At 50.4% G+C, this 18,308-nt stretch carries 22 protein-coding genes and 1 tRNA gene; 7 read left to right on the plus strand and 16 right to left on the minus strand.

What is annotated here, in order from left to right; translation table 11 throughout:
* Window positions 1-57: 57 nt before the first annotated feature.
* The 6 genes from IPH59_13200 to IPH59_13225 form a co-directional block, all read right to left on the minus strand.
* Window positions 58-702: a hypothetical protein gene (locus tag IPH59_13200; protein MBK7092655.1), complete on the minus strand. Its 645-nt coding sequence runs from the start codon at window positions 700-702 to the stop codon at window positions 58-60.
* A complete protein-coding gene (locus IPH59_13205) occupies window positions 699-2,015 on the minus strand; it encodes an oligosaccharide flippase family protein (protein MBK7092656.1) in 1,317 nt (438 codons plus the stop codon). Before IPH59_13205 ends, IPH59_13200 begins: the two co-directional genes overlap by 4 nt.
* A 4-nt stretch (window positions 2,016-2,019) precedes the next feature.
* Entirely contained in the window at window positions 2,020-3,135 is a 1,116-nt protein-coding gene (locus IPH59_13210; protein MBK7092657.1) for a glycosyltransferase family 4 protein, read from the minus strand.
* A 49-nt stretch (window positions 3,136-3,184) separates the two neighbouring features.
* Window positions 3,185-3,580: a DUF302 domain-containing protein gene (locus IPH59_13215; protein MBK7092658.1), complete on the minus strand. Its 396-nt coding sequence runs from the start codon at window positions 3,578-3,580 to the stop codon at window positions 3,185-3,187.
* A gap of 62 nt (window positions 3,581-3,642) precedes the next feature.
* Window positions 3,643-4,809, minus strand: a complete 1,167-nt coding sequence (locus tag IPH59_13220; protein MBK7092659.1) for a cystathionine gamma-synthase — start codon at window positions 4,807-4,809, stop codon at window positions 3,643-3,645.
* Window positions 4,810-4,811: 2 nt separating this feature from the next.
* Window positions 4,812-6,179: a pyridoxal-phosphate dependent enzyme gene (locus IPH59_13225; GenBank protein ID MBK7092660.1), complete on the minus strand. Its 1,368-nt coding sequence runs from the start codon at window positions 6,177-6,179 to the stop codon at window positions 4,812-4,814.
* A gap of 203 nt (window positions 6,180-6,382) precedes the next feature.
* Between IPH59_13225 and IPH59_13230 the strand changes: the two genes are divergently transcribed.
* Genes IPH59_13230 through IPH59_13245 form a run of 4 tightly spaced genes read left to right on the plus strand, consistent with a single transcriptional unit; the run spans window position 6,383 to window position 8,301 of the window.
* A complete protein-coding gene (locus tag IPH59_13230; protein ID MBK7092661.1) occupies window positions 6,383-6,769 on the plus strand; it encodes an SDR family NAD(P)-dependent oxidoreductase in 387 nt (128 codons plus the stop codon).
* On the plus strand, window positions 6,661-7,113 hold the full coding sequence (locus tag IPH59_13235; protein ID MBK7092662.1) for an SDR family oxidoreductase: 453 nt from the start codon (window positions 6,661-6,663) through the stop codon (window positions 7,111-7,113). Before IPH59_13230 ends, IPH59_13235 begins: the two co-directional genes overlap by 109 nt.
* 3 nt (window positions 7,114-7,116) lie before the next feature.
* Window positions 7,117-7,524: a 6-carboxytetrahydropterin synthase gene (locus IPH59_13240; protein ID MBK7092663.1), complete on the plus strand. Its 408-nt coding sequence runs from the start codon at window positions 7,117-7,119 to the stop codon at window positions 7,522-7,524.
* A 48-nt stretch (window positions 7,525-7,572) separates the two neighbouring features.
* Window positions 7,573-8,301, plus strand: coding sequence for an SDR family oxidoreductase (locus tag IPH59_13245; GenBank protein MBK7092664.1), 729 nt, complete (start codon window positions 7,573-7,575; stop codon window positions 8,299-8,301).
* A 31-nt stretch (window positions 8,302-8,332) separates the two neighbouring features.
* On the opposite strand, the gene IPH59_13250 is transcribed toward IPH59_13245, so the two are convergent.
* The gene (locus tag IPH59_13250; protein MBK7092665.1) at window positions 8,333-9,532 is read right to left on the minus strand and encodes a hypothetical protein; all 1,200 of its coding nucleotides are present in this window, start codon (window positions 9,530-9,532) and stop codon (window positions 8,333-8,335) included.
* Window positions 9,533-9,633: 101 nt separating this feature from the next.
* A tRNA-Arg gene (locus IPH59_13255) sits at window positions 9,634-9,707 on the minus strand.
* An 831-nt stretch (window positions 9,708-10,538) separates the two neighbouring features.
* On the opposite strand from IPH59_13255, the gene IPH59_13260 reads away from it, so the two are divergent.
* Both IPH59_13260 and IPH59_13265 read left to right on the plus strand, forming a co-directional pair.
* On the plus strand, window positions 10,539-10,868 hold the full coding sequence (locus tag IPH59_13260; GenBank protein ID MBK7092666.1) for a hypothetical protein: 330 nt from the start codon (window positions 10,539-10,541) through the stop codon (window positions 10,866-10,868).
* 548 nt (window positions 10,869-11,416) lie between these two features.
* The gene (locus IPH59_13265; GenBank protein MBK7092667.1) at window positions 11,417-12,157 is read left to right on the plus strand and encodes a hypothetical protein; all 741 of its coding nucleotides are present in this window, start codon (window positions 11,417-11,419) and stop codon (window positions 12,155-12,157) included.
* Here the strand turns inward: IPH59_13265 and IPH59_13270 are convergent.
* From IPH59_13270 to IPH59_13285, 4 genes are all read right to left on the minus strand, one after another.
* On the minus strand, window positions 12,154-12,633 hold the full coding sequence (locus tag IPH59_13270) for a hypothetical protein (protein ID MBK7092668.1): 480 nt from the start codon (window positions 12,631-12,633) through the stop codon (window positions 12,154-12,156). The genes IPH59_13265 and IPH59_13270 overlap by 4 nt on opposite strands.
* A gap of 6 nt (window positions 12,634-12,639) precedes the next feature.
* Window positions 12,640-12,816 carry a hypothetical protein gene (locus IPH59_13275; protein MBK7092669.1) on the minus strand — a complete coding sequence of 59 codons (177 nt, stop codon included), beginning with the start codon at window positions 12,814-12,816 and terminating at the stop codon, window positions 12,640-12,642.
* Window positions 12,817-12,883: 67 nt separating this feature from the next.
* Window positions 12,884-13,207 carry a hypothetical protein gene (locus tag IPH59_13280; protein ID MBK7092670.1) on the minus strand — a complete coding sequence of 108 codons (324 nt, stop codon included), beginning with the start codon at window positions 13,205-13,207 and terminating at the stop codon, window positions 12,884-12,886.
* An 11-nt stretch (window positions 13,208-13,218) separates the two neighbouring features.
* Complete coding sequence (locus IPH59_13285; protein MBK7092671.1) at window positions 13,219-13,455, minus strand: hypothetical protein; 237 nt, start codon at window positions 13,453-13,455, stop codon at window positions 13,219-13,221.
* A 233-nt stretch (window positions 13,456-13,688) separates the two neighbouring features.
* Here IPH59_13285 and IPH59_13290 point away from each other — a divergent pair, with 233 nt between their 5' ends.
* On the plus strand, window positions 13,689-14,528 hold the full coding sequence (locus IPH59_13290) for a hypothetical protein (protein MBK7092672.1): 840 nt from the start codon (window positions 13,689-13,691) through the stop codon (window positions 14,526-14,528).
* 9 nt (window positions 14,529-14,537) lie between these two features.
* Here IPH59_13290 and tsaD read toward each other — a convergent pair whose 3' ends face one another.
* From tsaD to IPH59_13310, 4 genes are all read right to left on the minus strand, one after another.
* Window positions 14,538-15,539 (minus strand): tRNA (adenosine(37)-N6)-threonylcarbamoyltransferase complex transferase subunit TsaD, encoded by a 1,002-nt coding sequence (tsaD, locus tag IPH59_13295; protein MBK7092673.1) that lies wholly within the window; start codon window positions 15,537-15,539, stop codon window positions 14,538-14,540.
* Complete coding sequence (locus IPH59_13300; protein ID MBK7092674.1) at window positions 15,539-16,459, minus strand: YbbR-like domain-containing protein; 921 nt, start codon at window positions 16,457-16,459, stop codon at window positions 15,539-15,541. The genes tsaD and IPH59_13300 overlap by 1 nt, the downstream gene beginning before the upstream one ends.
* Before the next feature lie 25 nt (window positions 16,460-16,484).
* Window positions 16,485-16,676 carry a hypothetical protein gene (locus IPH59_13305; GenBank protein ID MBK7092675.1) on the minus strand — a complete coding sequence of 64 codons (192 nt, stop codon included), beginning with the start codon at window positions 16,674-16,676 and terminating at the stop codon, window positions 16,485-16,487.
* An 89-nt stretch (window positions 16,677-16,765) separates the two neighbouring features.
* Window positions 16,766-18,286 (minus strand): VCBS repeat-containing protein, encoded by a 1,521-nt coding sequence (locus tag IPH59_13310; protein MBK7092676.1) that lies wholly within the window; start codon window positions 18,284-18,286, stop codon window positions 16,766-16,768.
* Window positions 18,287-18,308: the final 22 nt, after the last annotated feature.

The raw sequence follows: 18,308 nt of genomic DNA on the forward strand, positions 1-18,308 counted from the left end.
TCCTATTTTTCGATCTGTTGCGAATGAAGCAGAGATTGCCTGGCGATCTCTGCTTTTCTATTGGTGTGGCCGCGTTTCCCAGTAGAGGTCAGTCTTGTCAATGACCGGTAACTCGGAGAGATTCATAGCCCGAAGATCATGTTGGCGCCTAGCCAGTACCTTCTGGGCAAGAGAGTTGTCTTTCGTTAACTCCGCTACATGATTGATAAGCGCCTCGTCGGAAAAGACCCGCTTGAGCGGACGGCAAGGATTTCCAGCCGCCACTGTGTAGGGCGGTATCGACTTGCTAACGACACTTCCCGCGCCGACCACGCTTCCCATTCCTACCGTTACGTTTCCAAGGACTATGACACCCGCCCCGAACCAGGCTTCAGCCTCGATCGTAATCGGCTCGGCGTTTTCACGATCTCGTGGGTGTAAAAATCGAACGCTCTTGCCGCTCACGCCAAAGTAGTGATCACCGCCAATAATCATTGGTCGCGGGCCAAACATCACATTGTCACCGATGCTCACTTCAGCAGAAATATGCGCCCGCTCTCCGATGAAAACATTGTCGCCGATCTCGATATGTTGGGGATTCAGTATCGTGCTGAGTGGATCAAAAACGAAATTCTTGCCGACGCGCTTCAGCCGCCCGAGTATCGATCGCTTTCGAACGTAAAGGTAGTAGCTAACAGGATTGATTAGGCTCGAAAGCTTCATTCTGGTCTCTTTCGCTTTGTATCGCCGGACGTAACCGTTAATGAATGGAAGTGACTTTCAAGTGCCACTTTCGCAACAAAAGCGACAATAATCAAGCTAAAAAGGTACGACACCACTTGGGCGATTGCCGCTCCCTGCAATCCATTTCTTATTATAAGTACGTAACTGATAACCGTCGAGACTACCAGTGTTGCCAGAGCATTGTAGAAACTGAGTTTCATTTTGCCGACGCCCCATATGGCAATTCCAAGCAGCGCATAGCAGCTCCAGAGGAAATACTTCACGGCAAGAATCTGGAAGTATTCTCCCGCCGGTGCGTAACTTTCACCATAGAACAACACAATCAACCATGGTACTATGACCATTGACGCCACGGTCAACGCCAATGCCGTTAACATCAGCATCTTCTGGTACTTCTTCAATACCCTCATGAACTGGGATCTATCACTGCTGTATTCGGAGAAGAACGGCGTCGCAATTGTCTGTACGGTTGATGTTACCTGACTAAGTCCCAAGACAAAGATCGTGGCAATGCTATAATATCCGAGGCCAACACGGTCATCAATCAGATAATTGAGCATCAGGATATCAAGAAAGCCGATTGTGGTAGCCACCAAGTTGCCCGCCAGGCTCCAACGAGCATAATACCAGATCAGCGGAAAGCTCTCTTCTGCATCTGACTTCGACACGACCAAGTCATCCTTGACAAGACTCACCAACGGCGCCAATGCAGCTATTGCGACGATCGCGCTCGCTATCACAAAACCGCCAAAGCCGTAGAAAAATGCAGCAAGCACGATAACCGTGAGGCCGACAACGCGAATCATCGTCTGCGCGGTCGCCATCAGCTTGATTCGTTTTCGCGCCTGCAAGTACATCATGAGGACGGAGCCCAGTGCCGTTGCCGGGACTGAGAACATCAGTACCATCATCCAGTCGTTGACGCGACTCGAGGGCGAGAACAATCCCAGGAGTGCCGCAGCCGCGATTGCTGCCAGAACCAAGGCGTTTGGAATTACAGTGTACCTAAGGCTCTTACGAAGTATCAACGCGCGTTCAGCATCTGATCGTTGTTCGGAACAGAGCTTAAGGACAGCCGTATTTAGCCCGACACTCGCGATCACGACTGCGATCCCTATGAAAGACTGCATTGTCTTGATATCGGCCATCTCCGCAGGCGAGAGGAATTTGATCACCAACAGCTGAGCGCCGAAAGACAAAAGGCTGATTGCCAGGTTAGCACTCAGCAAATGGAAGAAGCCCTTGGCCGAAGCATTCAGCAATGCCGTCTTTGCCGCCTGTATCACGGACATTGGACTAGACTCCCTGGCGTTGTGACATTGTTGTACCAGCCCCGGCGATCTTCAGATACAGCTCTATCAAGCTTCCAGCATTGTCGCTTAGCCGAATCGACTTCAGCTTGGCGCGGCTCGCGGGTAGATCCTCAAGAACCTGCTTGCAGACCGCTGCGAGACTTTTCGCGTCTCGATTGACGAATAAGTGCGCAGCTTCGTTTCGAAGAACGCAGTCACTGGCAATTGCCGGCGTACCGCAGGCCAGCGCTTCAAGTACCGTTAGTGAATCACCGGCATCGGTGTTGGTCGCTCGTATGACGATGTCCGCTGACTTCCAAAGCGCCGTCGTTTCTTCCAAAGATTCACCGTGAAAGAGACAGCGTTCTTCCAATCCAAGCTCGCTCACGCGATTCTTCAACTTCTGCAAGTATTCAGTATCTCCCGCATCAGGCAACAGGATTACTGCAGCCACATCAAGTTTGGCGTCGTTTACCAAGTCGCCGGTCGCTTCAATAACCAGATCTATTCCATAAAGGTCTTCACCTTTGTGAAATGTCAATCGATAGGCATTAGTAGCGAGCAAGTATCGATGCTTCCTTCGAATCTCTGCAATAGTGGGAAGCAGTGCGAAGTCCGCAATGTCACCTTGAGCTGGTGGGATAAAGGGCGGAATGACGTGCAACTTCGCCTCGGGAATACCCAATTTCAAAGCACGTTCACGGGATGTCTCGCTATGAATAACCACAGCTGTAATCGAGCCAAATAGTCTCGCCAGCAACCACTGCTCGATTGGTGAATACTTCCTGATGTCATCATCGAATCGCTCGTTGTGCAGAGAAACGACGGTCAAATGCCGGATACTCAGAAGTGAATACAAGTACAGGTTTCGTGGTGCAAAGTTGTGGAAATGGACAATTGCGGGTTCGCAGCGGAGCAAATGCAGGAATGCCCGCTTCCAACTCAGGTTTCGAATCCCTAAACCAGTCTTGGGAACACCGCTAACATCGATAAGACTATTGGCAAGTTTCGCTTCACAAAGTCGACCCATCAGCCTCTTGGTATGAATCGAAACACCGCCAAATGGCGGCGGTACGGCGCCGACTTGAATGATCTCGGGTATTTTGGCTTTAGCTGTCACACGAACATGATGTCATGTTGAGCGATTTTTTGCGACAGAAAATCGAGCGCTACAGCTTTGCCGCTACTTGCTGGAGAAGTTCACGCACTTGATTAGCTTGTTGTGTCAGTTCCTTGTTACCTGTCAATCCAAGCGCCGCTATGGGATCCATAAATGACACGTTGGTACCGCCTTTGTCGTTCTCATAAACGATAACATTGCATGGCAACAGCGACCCGATCTCAAGCTCACGCTTGAATGCCTCGTGCGCAATCTGCGGATTGCATGCGCCGAGAATTACGTAAGGGCGGAATTCAGCACCTAGTTTCTTCTTCATCGTTGCTTTGACATCGATTTCTGTCAATATGCCGAACCCTACGTCTTTGAGAAGTGCCTCGACTCGCTGTCGAGCCTCTTCAAATGACATTGTGGTCTCAACGCCAAACGCGTAACTGGTCGTGTACATTGGGAATACCTCGTATTGTGAAGTAAGCAAGGCAGCCCTGCTACCAGAGCTGCCGTACCAATTTAGACGTGGCTGAATCCGGTATCTAGCGCCCGCTTTAGATCTTCGTAGGCTTCGATACCTGCCGAGACTCTAATTAGACCATCAGAGATGCCGTTGGCGTCGCGAACTTCTTTCGGCACCGAAGCATGAGTCATGAGCGCTGGATGCTGGATTAGCGATTCAACACCGCCCAGCGATTCGGCTAATCCAAATACCGGTGTATTGGCGAGCATCTTCTTTGCAGATTCAAGCCCACCCTTGATCACGAATGAAATCATCCCTCCAAAAAGGCGCATCTGACGTTCCGCAATCTTGTGCTGCGGAAACGACTCCAACCCGGGATAAATAACTCGTTCGACTTTGGGATGGCTCTCCAAGTACACCGCCAAGTTCATCGCGTTCTCACATTGACGTTCCATACGAAGCGCCAGGGTCTTCACCCCGCGCATTGTAAGGAAGGCGTCGAACGGTCCCATGATTCCACCGGCGGCGTTTTGGCAATATTTCATTCTCTCGAATGCCTTTTCGTGCGAGGTCAGAACTGCTCCGCCCACTGAATCGGCATGTCCATTAATGTACTTGGTAGTCGAGTGAACAACGATATCAGCTCCCAGATCAAGCGGACGCTGCAAGAACGGCGAAGCAAATGTATTATCCACGACCAAAATCAGGTCTTTTCGCTTGGTAAGTGTTGCAACTGCCCGGATCTCGGTAATCTTCAGCATTGGATTGGTGGGTGTCTCAATAAACACCATCTTGGTGTTTGGTTTGATCGCAGCCTCAATTCGGTCGGTAAACGAGGTATCGACGTACGTGAACTCGATACCGTAGTCCGCATAGACGCGGTTAAACACTCTTGGTGTGCCGCCATAAAGATCGTCCGAACAGACGACATGGTCTCCTGCTTTTAGCAGGGTCATAATGTTCGAGGTCGCTGCCATCCCCGATGCGAAACACAGACCATACTTGGCTCCTTCCAGCGAAGCCAGGCACTGCTCCAAGGCACAACGAGTCGGATTAGCAGTTCGGGAGTACTCAAATCCCTTGTGTCCGCCGATTCCCTCTTGCACATAGGTCGAAGTCTGGTAGATGGGAAACGCAATCGCTCCGGTCGCAGGATCAGGCGGCTGACCGGCGTGTATAGCGTTGGTCTCGAACTGGTGTTTAGTCGGATCGTAGTCTTTCAAAATCAAGCTCCTGCAAGAAAGTCGATTAAATCTATTTTGGTCAAGATACCGACCAACTTGCGGTTATCAACAGCAAAAACTACATCCGCGTTCGATTTTGAGAACAATTCAGCCAGTCGCGAAATCGGCATCTCACGGGCTGCAATGTGATAGTCGCGAACGATGGCGCCTTCAATTGTCTGGGCAGGGGTGTATCTACCTGAAACCATCATACCCAAGAGATCGGACTCACGGATCAAACCGACCAATTCGCCATTTTCAAGAACGGGCAACTGCGAAATGTCATACTTCTTCATCTTGGAGATGACATTGTGAACCGTTTCGCTCGTCCCGACCGAGATAATCTCGCTCCCGTTCTTTCTCTCCAAAAGACGCTGTACGGACCCAAGTTCCGGTTTCTCTTCCAAGAATCCATAGTCGCGCATCCATGTCTCATTGAACATCTTTGAAAGATATCGTGTACCAGAATCAGGCAACACTACGACAATACGCTTTCCCGGACCTACCCGCTTCGCGACCTGAATCGCTCCCCACACCGCGGCGCCTGAAGAACCTCCCGCAAAAATGCCTTCCTTGGTCGTCAGATCACGTCCCGTGAGGAAACAATCGCGATCATTCACCTGTAGCATGTCATCCACGACCGAGAAATCCATCGCCTGCGTTATCATGTCCTCGCCGATGCCTTCAACTTTGTAGACTTCCGGTTTCCCCGGCTTTCCCGTCTTGAAGAAATCATAAAACACCGACCCGTATGGATCGACTGCAACAATCTTGATATTCTTGTCCTGCTCTTTCAGGAACTTGCCTGCTCCTGAAAGCGTTCCTCCGGTTCCGATACCGGCCACGAAATAGTCAATTTTCCCGTCCATATCTTTCCAGATTTCCGGACCGGTTAGATTGTAGTGAGCTTCTATATTCTTAGGGTTGTGATACTGGTTCAGATAAAACGAACCGGGATTCTCCCGATGAATCCGTTTCGCAGTCTCATAGTACGATTCAGGACTGTCTGCCGGCACGTTTGTCTTGGTCACGACAACCTTGGCGCCAAATGCCTTGAGTAAGTTGATCTTCTCATCAGACATTTTGTCAGGAATGGTGAAAATCGCCTTATATCCCTTGACCGCCGCTACGATCGCAACGCCAACACCGGTATTTCCCGAAGTATTTTCCACGATCATGCCTGACTTAAGTTCACCGCGGCGCTCGGCGTCCTCTATGATGTACCGCGCCATTCGGTCCTTTATCGAACCGCCGGGATTCATGAATTCCAGCTTAGCATAGACTTCTCCAGCGCCTTCCGGCATCATCCGCTTAAGCTGCACCATTGGCGTGTTGCCGATTGCTTCGAGAATGTTGTTGAGCTTGGGCATTGATATCCTCTAATATTGATAATATTTCGTATTCCAAATATGTAATCGAGAAAGATTGTCTTGAACTGAAGCCGTAAGACGACTCGAAACATAAACAAAACCGTTCCACATTGCAACCTTGATACGGCCCCTGCGGTTCCTATCAAAGTGGATAAGAGCCATTGCAAAATGAGGACGATTTTCGTTACTTGTCCCAGACGATTATGAACAAATCTCTAATTGGCAAGACTGCACTTATCACCGGCGCCGGTCGCGGAGTGGGTCGCGCAATCGCCTTAAAATTCGCCGAGGCGGGCGCAGATCTGGTATTAATCGCGCGTTCAAAAGATGAATTGAGCTCGACGGCGATAGAATGCGCTGCAAATGGTGTCAAGGTTGTCGCCGAGACCGTTGACCTCGCTGAGATCCCTCAGATCGAGTCACTTTTGACACTCTTGCCACCCGTGGCATCAAGCTCGATATCCTCATCAACAACGCGGCGATTCTCATCAAGGGAATTCTGGAAGAGTACTCCATTGCGAACTTCCGAAAAATGCTTGCTGTTAATGTCATCGCCCCGCTCGTTCTCAGTCAGAAGGCAATTCCCATGATGAAAGCGCGAGGCGGTGGGTCAATCGTCAACATATCGTCTCTTTCCGGTTGCTTTGGCGTTCAGAAATTTGCCGGAATGGGAGCCTATGACACAACCAAATATGCTCTTTGGGGAATAACTGAAATGTTGGCTATCGAGAACATGAAGCACAATATTCGCGTAAACCAGATTTCTCTCTCGGCTGTCGATACTGCGATGTTCCGGGCAGCGGCGCCTCCCGGCCTCAATGCCTCGCTCCTTGCCGAAGATGTCGGAAAACACGTTCTTTATCTCGCTTCGGCTGAATCCGCACCGCTGACGGGAGAGAATATCATCCTTACCGGAATGGCGCCAGCGAGATAAACTATGAAGACGACTATTACCAGAAGAATGACCTTTTGCGCCGGCCATCGGCTTTTTAAGCCGGGATTGTCCGATGAAGATAACCTCAAGATCTTTGGCGAATGCTCGAACCCAAACGGTCACGGGCACAACTATGTACTTGAAGTCAGCGTTTCCGGCGAAATCGACCCGGCGAACGGAATGATCATCAATCTCAAGACCCTCAAGCAGATTATAGAACGAGAAGTTGTTTCCAAGGTCGACCATAAGAATCTGAATATCGATGTTGAATTCATGAGGGGGCAGATTCCCACAACCGAAGTCTTTGCCGGGAAGATATTCGACATACTCGACAAGGCACTTGGTAACGATTTACTGGCACGGGTAGTATTATGGGAATCGGAAAACAACCGATTTGAAGTCTCTCGATGACAAAATCCACTACGATACAATGGTAACGACTATACCGGAGGAACTGATTTGGAAAGAGTAGCGCTAATTACTGGTGGTTCGCGCGGGCTGGGATTGGCCACTGCCAAGGAACTGCAAGCACGCGGATTTAGATTGCTCCTCGTCGGTTTAGAGAAACAGTTGGCACAGAACGCCGTGCGCATTCTTACCGATTTCCCGGAAGTTAAGTACCTGTCCGGCGACATAACCAAGGCAGCGACCTGCTTCGAAGCCGCTCGCGCGTGCCAAGAATCGTTTGGCCGGCTCGACGTGCTCGTTAACAACGCCGGAATGTATCTGGGTGGCAGTATCGAGGAATTCCCCGAGGCATCATGGGACCAGATTATTGGCGTTAATTTAAAATCGCACTTCTTGATGACCAAGGCAGCGATGCCCTTGCTCAAGGAATCACAAGGTCAGATTATCTTCATAAATTCCGTGGGAGGGAAACAGGGCCAGGCTAACAACTCAGCCTATTGCGCTTCCAAATTCGGACTGCAGGGTCTCGCGGATTCAATCAGAATCGAACTGAGACCATTTAGGATTCGCGTCACGAGCATCTTTCCAAACAACATGAACTCTGTCGGCGAGGTAATCTCTTCCGGCGATCCTAAGCGAATTCAACTTCTGGAAACGGCAGATGTAGCTCGGCTGATTGGCGATGTTGCAGACGCACCAGCCTATGCGCAGATTCCGGAGATACAAATCTACCCACTCTCGACCGAAATCGCGAAAAGTGAGAGAAACAAGTTCCTGTAGCAAGTATTTGGGTAATCGGACTACTTTTCCCTTACGGCCCGACCTCAGTACTGTCGCTTACCCAGCCACACGATATTGTGTCACTTGTTCTTGTAATAAAAAGCGGCTCGACAATCGGTAACGGAAGGCGAATTGCCACCGTGGGCTGCAGCGAAGCACCATTTCCGACTTCGGGACACGCCGCTCCGGGATTCATGACTGTATATTCAATGACAGTCCCTGCGCTCCCCGGCTCGAACTTGTCAAGCCACATTCCTCCTCCCCATGACGTCTGAACGTCAGCACGCAGTATTAACACGGCGTGTGTGGAGAAATCGACCATACCTTCAAACGTCGGTAGCGGGCGATCACCAATAACTGTCGTGTCGCTGCCCCACAACGTATCGACTGCAATTCCCCACCGGTTGATGTCGCATTCCCACGCAGCCTCAACCCAAGCGGTAAACTCTTCGGATGTCCGAATCAACTGCTCTGTACCTCCCAATGCTGGACAAATCGCGTCGGTATAGTAAAGAGTGAGCGGCAGTGTAGGATCCGGAACCCATGAGCAGCTGTAAGTCACATCGCTGCGTTGCCAGGCAAATGTCAATCGCTCGGGGCGCGAGACAATAAACGCGGCGACCGGGTTCGTGAATATGTTCGGATCAACAAGCGGACCCAAACAGTCATCTGCAGGCGACGAGACTTCGTAATTGACAAAGGTCTCATTTTCGGATTCCTGTAAACTTCTGATCCAGATATATCTGCCGGATATTCCCTGCTCCAGCTTGATTACCAGGATGATATGAGTATTAAAATCAACAATTGGTGCTTCTCCCGGCCATAAACTATCTGGACCAATTACCCCGGAATCAGACACCGTCGAGTCGGGAATAGGAACGAAGTTGCGCTTGAAATTACCGCCGGCGCAATCGTAAGCCTCAGTCCACCACTCTTCCCAATTGGCCTGATCGATGAAGACTTCGAATTGTTGCTGTTGTGGGCAGCTGCTGTCAGAAAAGTACACAGGGAAGTACTCGATGCTGGTATCATATCCCGGAAGACCCGGCAGAGTGTCGTTTGGTCCAGAGATGCCGGGGCCGCCGATAAATGGATCGTTATCGCTCTCGCGACCGCCGCCAGCCAGATGCTGTAAGGTCGGATTCTCCGGTTCCGTCGACTTATCAGTTCCGCAACCGGCGAACAAACCGATTACGAGAGCTATCCAGCAACAAATGCCTATTCTATTCATGAAATTTATCCTCCAAGAATACATTCGGACGCTTTGAAGACGATTAACGAACAATTTCTGTGCAGAGTTATCGGGAAGGTTCGCATATACCAAAGAAAAAATACGCCCAGGAGGATTTGAACCCCCAACCTTCTGATCCGTAGTCAGACGCTCTATCCAGTTGAGCTATGGGCGCATTAGCAGCCCTAAGAAATTCGTCCGGCCCCTGATTGTCAAGCGAATTCTTGACGGATCACCCTCACCATTTCATCCCGGAATCACTTTGTTGAAGACTCCTTCAGACGACCGTGAAATTCGTATGGAGATGTTTCAGTAACTGCCAGCATTCCGACGCAGCTGCCCGAAATTGCGGTCGTATCCGAAAAATTCGATTCAAAATGAATGATCCTGTCGACTTCGCGATGAAGAAATCTCTGTCGGCGGCGCTGCGAGAATCTACTTTTTGGGAGAAATCAAATTGTTGTCAAGTGCTCACATTCAAAAAACATAAAATATTTTTTGCTCCCGGAAGAATCGTCATTCGGTTCCGAATTCGGCGCAAAGCTCCCCCCGCATACATGGCTCTCGCTATCCATGTTTACGTTCTCTCCGCAAATTTACAGCACAAAATCACTCAAAGTGATTAAGATGATTTCAGATATTCCGATTAAGAAATGTAGAAGATGATTCTTGGAGAGAGCAAATCGATTTCGGAAGTGATGTTTTTCACGGAAGAACAAAAAGTTTTTGTTGATTTAGTTTGCTCCGACATTCACTCTTACATGCAATTGATTTTAAAACCGGCAGAGATGCTGAAGACACGAGTTCGAAAGATGAGCGACAGAGAAAATTTCCAGGTCAATATGACAAATGAGGCTCGCACCGAGATCGTCTCTTCAGCATTGGCACGGACCCCCGCGGCTAATGTTGACTCCTTGCAATCAATAATGGGTAGATCATTTGATCATCCCGGTTTGAAGATAAATCCAAATGATCAACCATCGAATTTTTGCGAGAGGAGATCGTAGTGGCAGCAAAGAAAGCTACAACGAAGAAGAAGGCTACTAAGAAGGTAACTAAGAAAGCAACTAATAAGAAGTCAACTAAGAAGGGTGCGAACGAGTGGTCGGCTGTCAGTGTCGCTTTTCTAAAGGCGAACTACAAATCGAAAACCGCACGCGAGATCGCCAAGCGATTGGGCAGATCGATCGACGCCGTTCGTGCTAAAGCCGCAACCTTAAACCTAAAGAAGGGTCCCGTGAAGAAAAAAGCAGCAGCTAAGAAGAGCACGGCCAAGAAGTCGCCTGCAAAGAAGACGACTGCCAAGAAGGGTACCAAGAAAGCCGGCAAGAAGTAATCTTGCCACCCTTATACTTCGCGCGGGCGAACAGCCTGGTAGCGGGGTAGAATTCTTGCAACCCGTGTCTGCAAAGACACGGGTTGATTTTTTATACCCTATTCGCCAAATTGATCCAACCGATTCGGTGAATAGGTATTCGAAAATGGGCAGTCTAGTAAATCGCGAGCAATTCGAGTTAATGATCCGGTCGGATCGGTCTTGCCTTATCCTGAACTCCCGCCAGTCGAAACGACCTTGCCAAACAGATGAGTGGATTACCGTGACCGATGCAGCTATCCGGCACTACTCGTCCCTTGACTACCTCTTTCTTACGTCAATTGGAATGAACAGCTGGGAATTGACTCTTCACTTCGTAAACATCCATGGCGGTCGGCAGATTATAACGATTCCCCCGGACATGAACGAGTATGGGTTTGATTCGTCGGGCGATCTGCTACGCGAGTTCCGCCTGGCGCCTGAGCGAACGTATCTACATGTACTGACTGAGCCCGATTGTTCAAAAACGGTCCCATGGTCGCGACTCCGCGACGAGTTTCTTACGAAGAATGCGCAACTGCTGGTTCCTGTTTCGGTACGACCACTCGGAAGACTGGAATCGCTATTGTCCTTCGGCCAAGCGTGAAATCGACAATTCATTTCGAGTTCAATATCTCAAGCCAGTCGACCGCGTCCGCTACGACTGGAATCAGATACGACTGAACCCGCACCTCGATGAGCTTGGTACCTTCCTGACTCACTGGACAAGATCTGTTTTCGGCCCGCCAGCGTCGATGGATCATTTCGACTTCTATGATTCGGTACAAAGGTCAGGCGACTATCCCTTTTCCGCACGGCACATTCTAGAAAGAATTCTCACCGAACAGCTGGTTCGAGCATCAAGCCGATTCATTCGTGGAGGGTACCAGGTAGTCTCATTCACTGCACTGAATCCGTCCGATGCCGTCAAATTGATGCGCTGGCGGAAGCGCTATGGCTATTACAGCTTTGAACCGTATGGAATCGCAGTCGAAAGTTCGATAGCCGCGAATCTCGGTTGCCGACCGGTGCTTTATCGTACGATTGAAGATTTCAAAGCTCTGCAGGAATCCGACCGGCCATTTTTCCAGAACATTGGATCAGAATCGGCAGATTGGCAACCGGAGGCTGAGTGGCGCTGCGTCGGGGACTTCGATTTGGGAGAGATACCGGTTGAATCGCTTCGTGTTATTACTTACCGCGAAAGCGAAGTTGATAGATTGCAGGAGAAATGCGAATGTGAGGTCATCCCGCTCACTATTGGGGACTAACGCTTGCCGTGGATATCTGGCTTTGAGTACTTGTCACCGTCTTTGGGCATCAACGGGGAGCTTTGTTGGTAGTCTGATTTGCCCACCTGCGAATTATAGATTCTCATACGTACAGTAAAGTCCTGGCATGACTGGCAACGGCTGATATTGTTCGCCTTATCCTTCGGAACCCGCCGAGTCTTCGTATGATTTGGAGCAAAGATCTGCTTACCGACGACCTCATATCCCTTGGTGTGATCGCGATCATCATTCCATTTTACCCCCTGGACAACGCGCTGGTTGCTTTCGTCGTATATGGTAACTCCGGGGCAGTCGATGATGACATACTCTTTTTCCTCGTGATAATCTCGCGAGGCTGCATTAAAGAACCCGTAATAGTCGCCATATCGCTCGTTACAGGGCAAGCAAAGAAACACGCCCTTGTACTCGCGCATCATTTTACCGCAAATGTGGCAATGCTGGGACTTCTCGTCCATACAACCCTATCCCTTGCCGCCGTCAGCGACGCCATGGACGGACGATGGTAGGTTGAGAAATCGACAGGAGTCGCCGACAACCTCAATCCGACAGGCCGGACAACGCAGCGTTCCGTCTGCCTTAACCAACTTGCCGCTGCAAAGCGGACAGTTCGTTCTTTTACGGCGCTTGAATGGCCTCATAGTTTCTCCCCATCAGGCATGGTGCCCGTCTCAAAAAATGTTACTCAAGAGATCTGCCAGAACGTGCTTAGCCGCGCAGCAACATCACGCCGGCAAACAGCGCTGCTGCAACCGGAAGGATGTGCATGAAGCTGAGAGGCGATAACCATGCTCCTACCAGAGCCACTGCCATCGATGGTATTGCCACACAGCGAACGACATCGAACGAGAGCTTTACAAGTCGCCAGAGAACGAGAACGATCAGAGCTGATGCCGCCAAGTACACTGCCCAAGCCGTCACCGGCCCGTACTGGGCAGTTAGGTAGCCGTGAAACGTCACCGCCGTTTCCGTTACTCTCCCCGGAACATCTCCAGCTATTTGCGATAGCTGCGCTTTCAACCCTGCTAACACTTCGACTCCCCCTACTCGTAGTCAGATGAGATTGTCTCGTCCATCGGCTCAATCGTCAGGGAAGATTCCCCTACGCGCTGCAGCCCGATCATGCGCCGAGTGAGAAAATTCTGCGATGTTATCCACTTCTGTGATAAATCCAGAACCTCTTGCTGCTCGACCTCAGTGATCCAGTCAATCACGACAGAATCGTAATGCAGGTCGTCAACCGTCAGGTCATCCATCGTCAGTGTGAACTTCACGCGCATCGAGCTTCCTCCTTCGGCACTTTGTCTGCCTACTCTCTTTGCAGATACATTGCCGAGCCGTTCTGAAGTTTTTGACGAGTGTTATGCTGTTGGTGGGATTGAGCTTGAGTGCCTGTTCAAAAGGAAACAGCGGTCGCGCGGAGATTTTGCATGGGTGTTTTTGTGGGGAGATCCCCATATCGTGGGGAGAAAGTCCTTATGTCACTTTCACATATCGCGTATATACTCTTGTTATGCAGACCGAGTGGCGCAACTTTTACAAGCGGTCCGACATCTTCTTCTGTCCGCATCGGCTTCACAAGCACCGCGAAAGCGGCACTTCCGCATGGCACATTCTCAAGAACAAGGGCTGCTTTCCCCAAGGATGTATGTCGTTTCGCTGGCGCTGCCAGAAATTCGAGAACGGCCAGAAATGTCACCGCGACAAGAAGCACGTTGGCAAGGACTGCTTCTCATGTCCTTTCTTCTACGACTTGAAGGAAGCTCATCAGCCCGAGCTACGGATCGAACAGAGCGAATACGATAAATTTATCCGCCAATTCGCAGAGTTCGAAGATTGGGTAAACGACATCAAGGGAAAACGCATTGAAATTCGCGGCACGGTCAAGACAATCAACCCACTCTTAGTCAATCACGGTGAAAATGGAAATCTGCGAATCTCCGGACGCGGCGTGCTTCTGTATTTCCGCGAAGGTATCTTCGGCTACGACAAGTTCCTCGATCCCTTCTATGCCCGGCTCTCTTTTGATGTCTACGAACGATCAGAGATCGCAATCGGTGACGAGATCGATATGAAGGGCCAGTTGGAGATCGACCGGGGCAGGTTTGTTTTTGAAAGGGTAGGCTCTATTGAGAAGCTGCATGACGCAGGCAACGAACAAATCGATACCGGTCAATTTCGCCAAGCAAAATTCACCGGATCACTAATCGACGGCCAACCGGCAAAATGCCTGCGCTGTCAGCACGGGCTGTTGATTGATTCTGTAAATGGGGATGGCCGGTCTCAACCGCGCCGACTGATGTACTGCACCAAAGGCGTTGCCGACTACCGCTATTGCCCCTATAACGTTTGATTTGAGGTTCTACGCCAGCGGTAGATACGGCACTGCAACCAACGAGTGATCAGACTGCTCGCCGCGGGCCAGCCTGTAGTAGCCTGCTGAAGCAATCATCGCGGCATTGTCGGTACAGTACTTGAACGCGGGAAACAATACTCTGATGCCCTTTTCAGCAGCTCGCTCGACAAACGCCTCCCTCAATCGCGAGTTAGCGGCCACCCCGCCTCCAACGGCAACCAGTTCGATTCCGTGATCTTGCGCCGAATTTAGCGACGGCGTAACCAGCATATCGATAACTCGCTCCTGAAACGATGCACAGATATCATTGAGATATTCGGCTCGGAATTCGTCCGACTTGTCCTTGAGGTATACTGCGACAGAAGTCTTGAGACCTGAAAACGAAAACTGATATTCCCCCTTCTTGAAATGTGCCCTTGGAAATCGATAGAACTCGCGGTCGCCGACCTTGGCAAGTTGATCGATCATATAACCGCCCGGATAGCCAAGCCCCAGCAGCTTCGCGACCTTGTCAAAAGCCTCACCTGCCGCATCATCGCGGGTTGAACCGAGAATCGTGTATTGGCACCAATCTTCGACCTTGACAAGCAACGTATGGCCGCCTGAGACTATCAGCGTGATAAATGGCGGTTGAAGAGCATTATCTGCCAGCAGATTGGCAAAGATATGTCCTTCCAGATGATTGACTCCGATCAGCGGCAAATTCCAGCCATAGGAAAGCGATTTCGCGAAATTCAAGCCCACCATCAGCGATCCGATTAAGCCGGGTCCCCGCGTTACTGCAATCGCATCAATAGTCGATGGCGAAATATCATAGTTCTTCTTGCATGTCTCGTATACCGGCGTGATCTTTCGAAGTTGTTGCCGCGAGGCTATCTCCGGTACGATTCCGCCAAACTCCGAATGCTCAACTTGGGAATAGACAAAATCAGCAAGAACACGCTTGCCGTCCTCTACGACCGCTACCGCCGTTTCGTCGCATGATGTTTCGATGCCGAGTATCTTCATCAGCGACTCAAAATCTGTACCGAATCCAAATGGTGGCCGATGATAGTCGCATTTTTGGGAAGAGAATAAACAAGCGCCGCCCGGATCGAATCGCGATAGCCCCCTTCGACTTCAAAAGTTGCCCGCACCTGCCTGAGGTCAATCGAATCGCGCATTGAAGAAGGAAATCCTACTCGAATCGAAGTCTGCTTTGGATAATATACGAGCCGCGAATCGTCAAATTCCCGGGGCGCTCGGATCGACAGACTGTCAAGCGTTCGCTCTGCCATCGGCTCGACGTTGAACGAAAGTGTAACTGCCGAATCACTCAGCTTGATGTGCATAGAATCAGGAATCACTAACTTCACTTTGTGCGAGGTCGAAGTTGTCAGCCCGTTAAGCTCAACACCGGCTGTCGCAACTTTCTTCAAGTTCCGAACTATACTTGCCGGTCCCGAGACACTGATCATCTCCGGCTCTATCCGGGGTCGATTCACAATCAAGAAACCATCCGCCGCGGTAGCCTTTACCTGGCTTTCGATCAGCACATTCTTCTGTGCTTCCCGCTCAAATCGCAGAAATAGCTTCCGCGGAAACACGATTTCGACTCGTTCATAGACCTGATCAAAAGCCGCTGCTGCAATTCGGTCGGTTAGATCATGTTCAATCGATCCTTCCGTAAATTCAGAAGCATCAACCTGGACTACGATCTCTTTTGCAGAAAGCGCAATCAACTGCTTGCCGGTAGTTTTGACGCGAATTGTCGCTGTTGTTGGGAAATCACTGACAAGTACTAATCCGGAGGGGACGTTAACCAGCCGTAGTTCGACATCAAACTGATGCTCATACGCTTTGTTGGTAGCCACGTGGACCCAAAGCAGCAGAGCAAGCAGAACAGCCCCGATTTTCAATGTCAAATTGTTGAATGGGTTAATGCGCATGTCACCTCACGCGCTGCGGAAACGACTACTTATTGGACGGCAAGATCGTCTTGCCGAATGAAATTTCACCGTTATCAATCCGCAGATTAAAGCCACACTCCGGGTTCGAACAGGCCCAGGCTTTGAAGCGAATCGCAGCCCCGTCACGCCCGTAGTCGGAAAGCGGGAGCAGTCGGCCGACCTTGCATTTGAGACATTCCGGAAGCTGAGTGTCCATAACGCTACATTCCTTTGGCGGTTGCAGTTACTCTCTTAGGGTCACCGTGCCAAATTAACTGCAGTTGCTGATGAAGTCAAATGAATTGATTATTTTGACCAGAGCAAAGTCGCGACATCGCGGCCGGTCTCATCGACTGAATGAAGAATCAAATCGGCTTTTCCGTCGAGATTGAGGTCAATCGCATCCAACCACGTGCACCGACCCGCTTGGCGCGTCAGAATCGGTTTGTCTGAGAATTGCGGATTTTGTGCTCCCTTAAACACTTCTATCTCGTCATCATCATTTAGGCTCACCAAGTCATTCATACGGTCGCGATCCATATCGCCATGAAGACAACCGACCAGCCGCGTTGGCACACCGTTGCTGAAGTAATCAATAGCACAGCTGACTTTCTTGACTGACGCCGGCTGCTCCGAGAGCACACCGCCCTGCGGTTGATAAACACTCAGATCAACTTGCATCCGTTTCACCAAGAGTGACTTCACAAGACTCGTTGGGCTGACACTGACCGTTGCCAGAATTGCCGACGCCACACCATCATCGTCCAAGTCCGCGACAACCAAGCCAAGGCAGTATTGATCGAGAACAATCCGTTTTGAGGGCCTTTGCGCGAAACCGATTTGACCGCCGGCGAGATAAATCTCCAACACTGTCTTGAATTCATCTTGACCGCCCTGTGTGAAAACGCGGCAGTAATCTACTATCTTATCATTGTTGAGATCGCCAAATCCCCACGACATGAACTTCAGATTGTCAAGAAATGCCGGCCTGACCTCCAAAAGCTGACTTGGTGCCTCAGAAAACTGCATGTCGCCAATTTGATAACAAACTGCCAGCCCGCTGCCGGACGCGACCATTATATCCTTGGTCCGGTCAGTGTTGAGATCCGAAGCTGCAAGCGTCGGCAACGTAATCGCAAGGCCGCAATGAGCACCGGACGACAGCAAGTTCTTTCCCAAATTCGCCGTCGAGCCATGTTCGATCTTTACCAAGCGGACCGGCGTGAACCCTGTCTTCTCCCGCTTAAGTACGCGAATACCGTCCCAGCAAGGCAGTATCGCATCGAAGCTGCGGTCATTATTCAGATCAAAAAGAAACTCGTACTCGACGACAAAATCCGGTCGAGGAATCGCGAAGAGACGCTCAAATCGAGCAATTTCCTTGGCAGTCGCACCAAATCCACCTTCGTCCCAATCAACTACATGCAGGGTCTCTAATCCGAGCAAGGCAAGCTCAGTTCGCCCGTCACTGTCAAGGTCAACGGCCTGCACAGCAAACACCGAGGTCGGCAAGTCTATTGAAATCGCCGGGGTGACCTCATAATTGCGCGCTGTCGATTCTTTGTGAACCAGAAGCCGCAGCCCACGTTGCTCATTGCTGATCACAATGGCAAGTTCCTTTGAACCGACCCCGTCAAACTGAACTGGAATTGTCGCGAGAATCTTTCCGTCTGGAACGAGTGCTTGAGCAGAAAAACTGTCAGTGTCCGCGGCGCTAACTCGGCCAAAACCAAACAAACCAAGAAGAAGCGCCATTGTCGCAATGACACTCAAACTCCTGGTTGTCTTTGTAGCTATGCCGAAATTAGCACGCAATTGAACGTTCACGTCTCCTGCCTTCAGGTAGTTA

Source organism: bacterium (assembly GCA_016708315.1).
Taxonomy (GTDB): domain Bacteria; phylum Zixibacteria; class MSB-5A5; order CAIYYT01; family CAIYYT01; genus JADJGC01.

Bases quoted from the DNA above. Each gene is read 5' to 3' on its own strand.
- IPH59_13270 (MBK7092668.1), bottom strand. From the start codon at position 12,633: ATGGACGAGAAGTCCCAGCATTGCCACATTTGCGGTAAAATGATGCGC.
- IPH59_13200 (MBK7092655.1), bottom strand. From the start codon at position 702: ATGAAGCTTTCGAGCCTAATCAATCCTGTTAGCTACTACCTTTACGTT.
- IPH59_13305 (MBK7092675.1), bottom strand. From the start codon at position 16,676: ATGGACACTCAGCTTCCGGAATGTCTCAAATGCAAGGTCGGCCGACTG.
- tsaD (MBK7092673.1), bottom strand. From the start codon at position 15,539: ATGAAGATACTCGGCATCGAAACATCATGCGACGAAACGGCGGTAGCG.
- IPH59_13215 (MBK7092658.1), bottom strand. From the start codon at position 3,580: ATGTACACGACCAGTTACGCGTTTGGCGTTGAGACCACAATGTCATTT.
- IPH59_13290 (MBK7092672.1), top strand. From the start codon at position 13,689: ATGCAGACCGAGTGGCGCAACTTTTACAAGCGGTCCGACATCTTCTTC.
- IPH59_13250 (MBK7092665.1), bottom strand. From the start codon at position 9,532: ATGAATAGAATAGGCATTTGTTGCTGGATAGCTCTCGTAATCGGTTTG.
- IPH59_13225 (MBK7092660.1), bottom strand. From the start codon at position 6,179: ATGCCCAAGCTCAACAACATTCTCGAAGCAATCGGCAACACGCCAATG.
- IPH59_13285 (MBK7092671.1), bottom strand. From the start codon at position 13,455: ATGCGCGTGAAGTTCACACTGACGATGGATGACCTGACGGTTGACGAC.
- IPH59_13265 (MBK7092667.1), top strand. From the start codon at position 11,417: ATGCGCAACTGCTGGTTCCTGTTTCGGTACGACCACTCGGAAGACTGG.
- IPH59_13230 (MBK7092661.1), top strand. From the start codon at position 6,383: ATGAACAAATCTCTAATTGGCAAGACTGCACTTATCACCGGCGCCGGT.
- IPH59_13205 (MBK7092656.1), bottom strand. From the start codon at position 2,015: ATGTCCGTGATACAGGCGGCAAAGACGGCATTGCTGAATGCTTCGGCC.
- IPH59_13300 (MBK7092674.1), bottom strand. From the start codon at position 16,459: ATGCGCATTAACCCATTCAACAATTTGACATTGAAAATCGGGGCTGTT.
- IPH59_13275 (MBK7092669.1), bottom strand. From the start codon at position 12,816: ATGAGGCCATTCAAGCGCCGTAAAAGAACGAACTGTCCGCTTTGCAGC.
- IPH59_13240 (MBK7092663.1), top strand. From the start codon at position 7,117: ATGAAGACGACTATTACCAGAAGAATGACCTTTTGCGCCGGCCATCGG.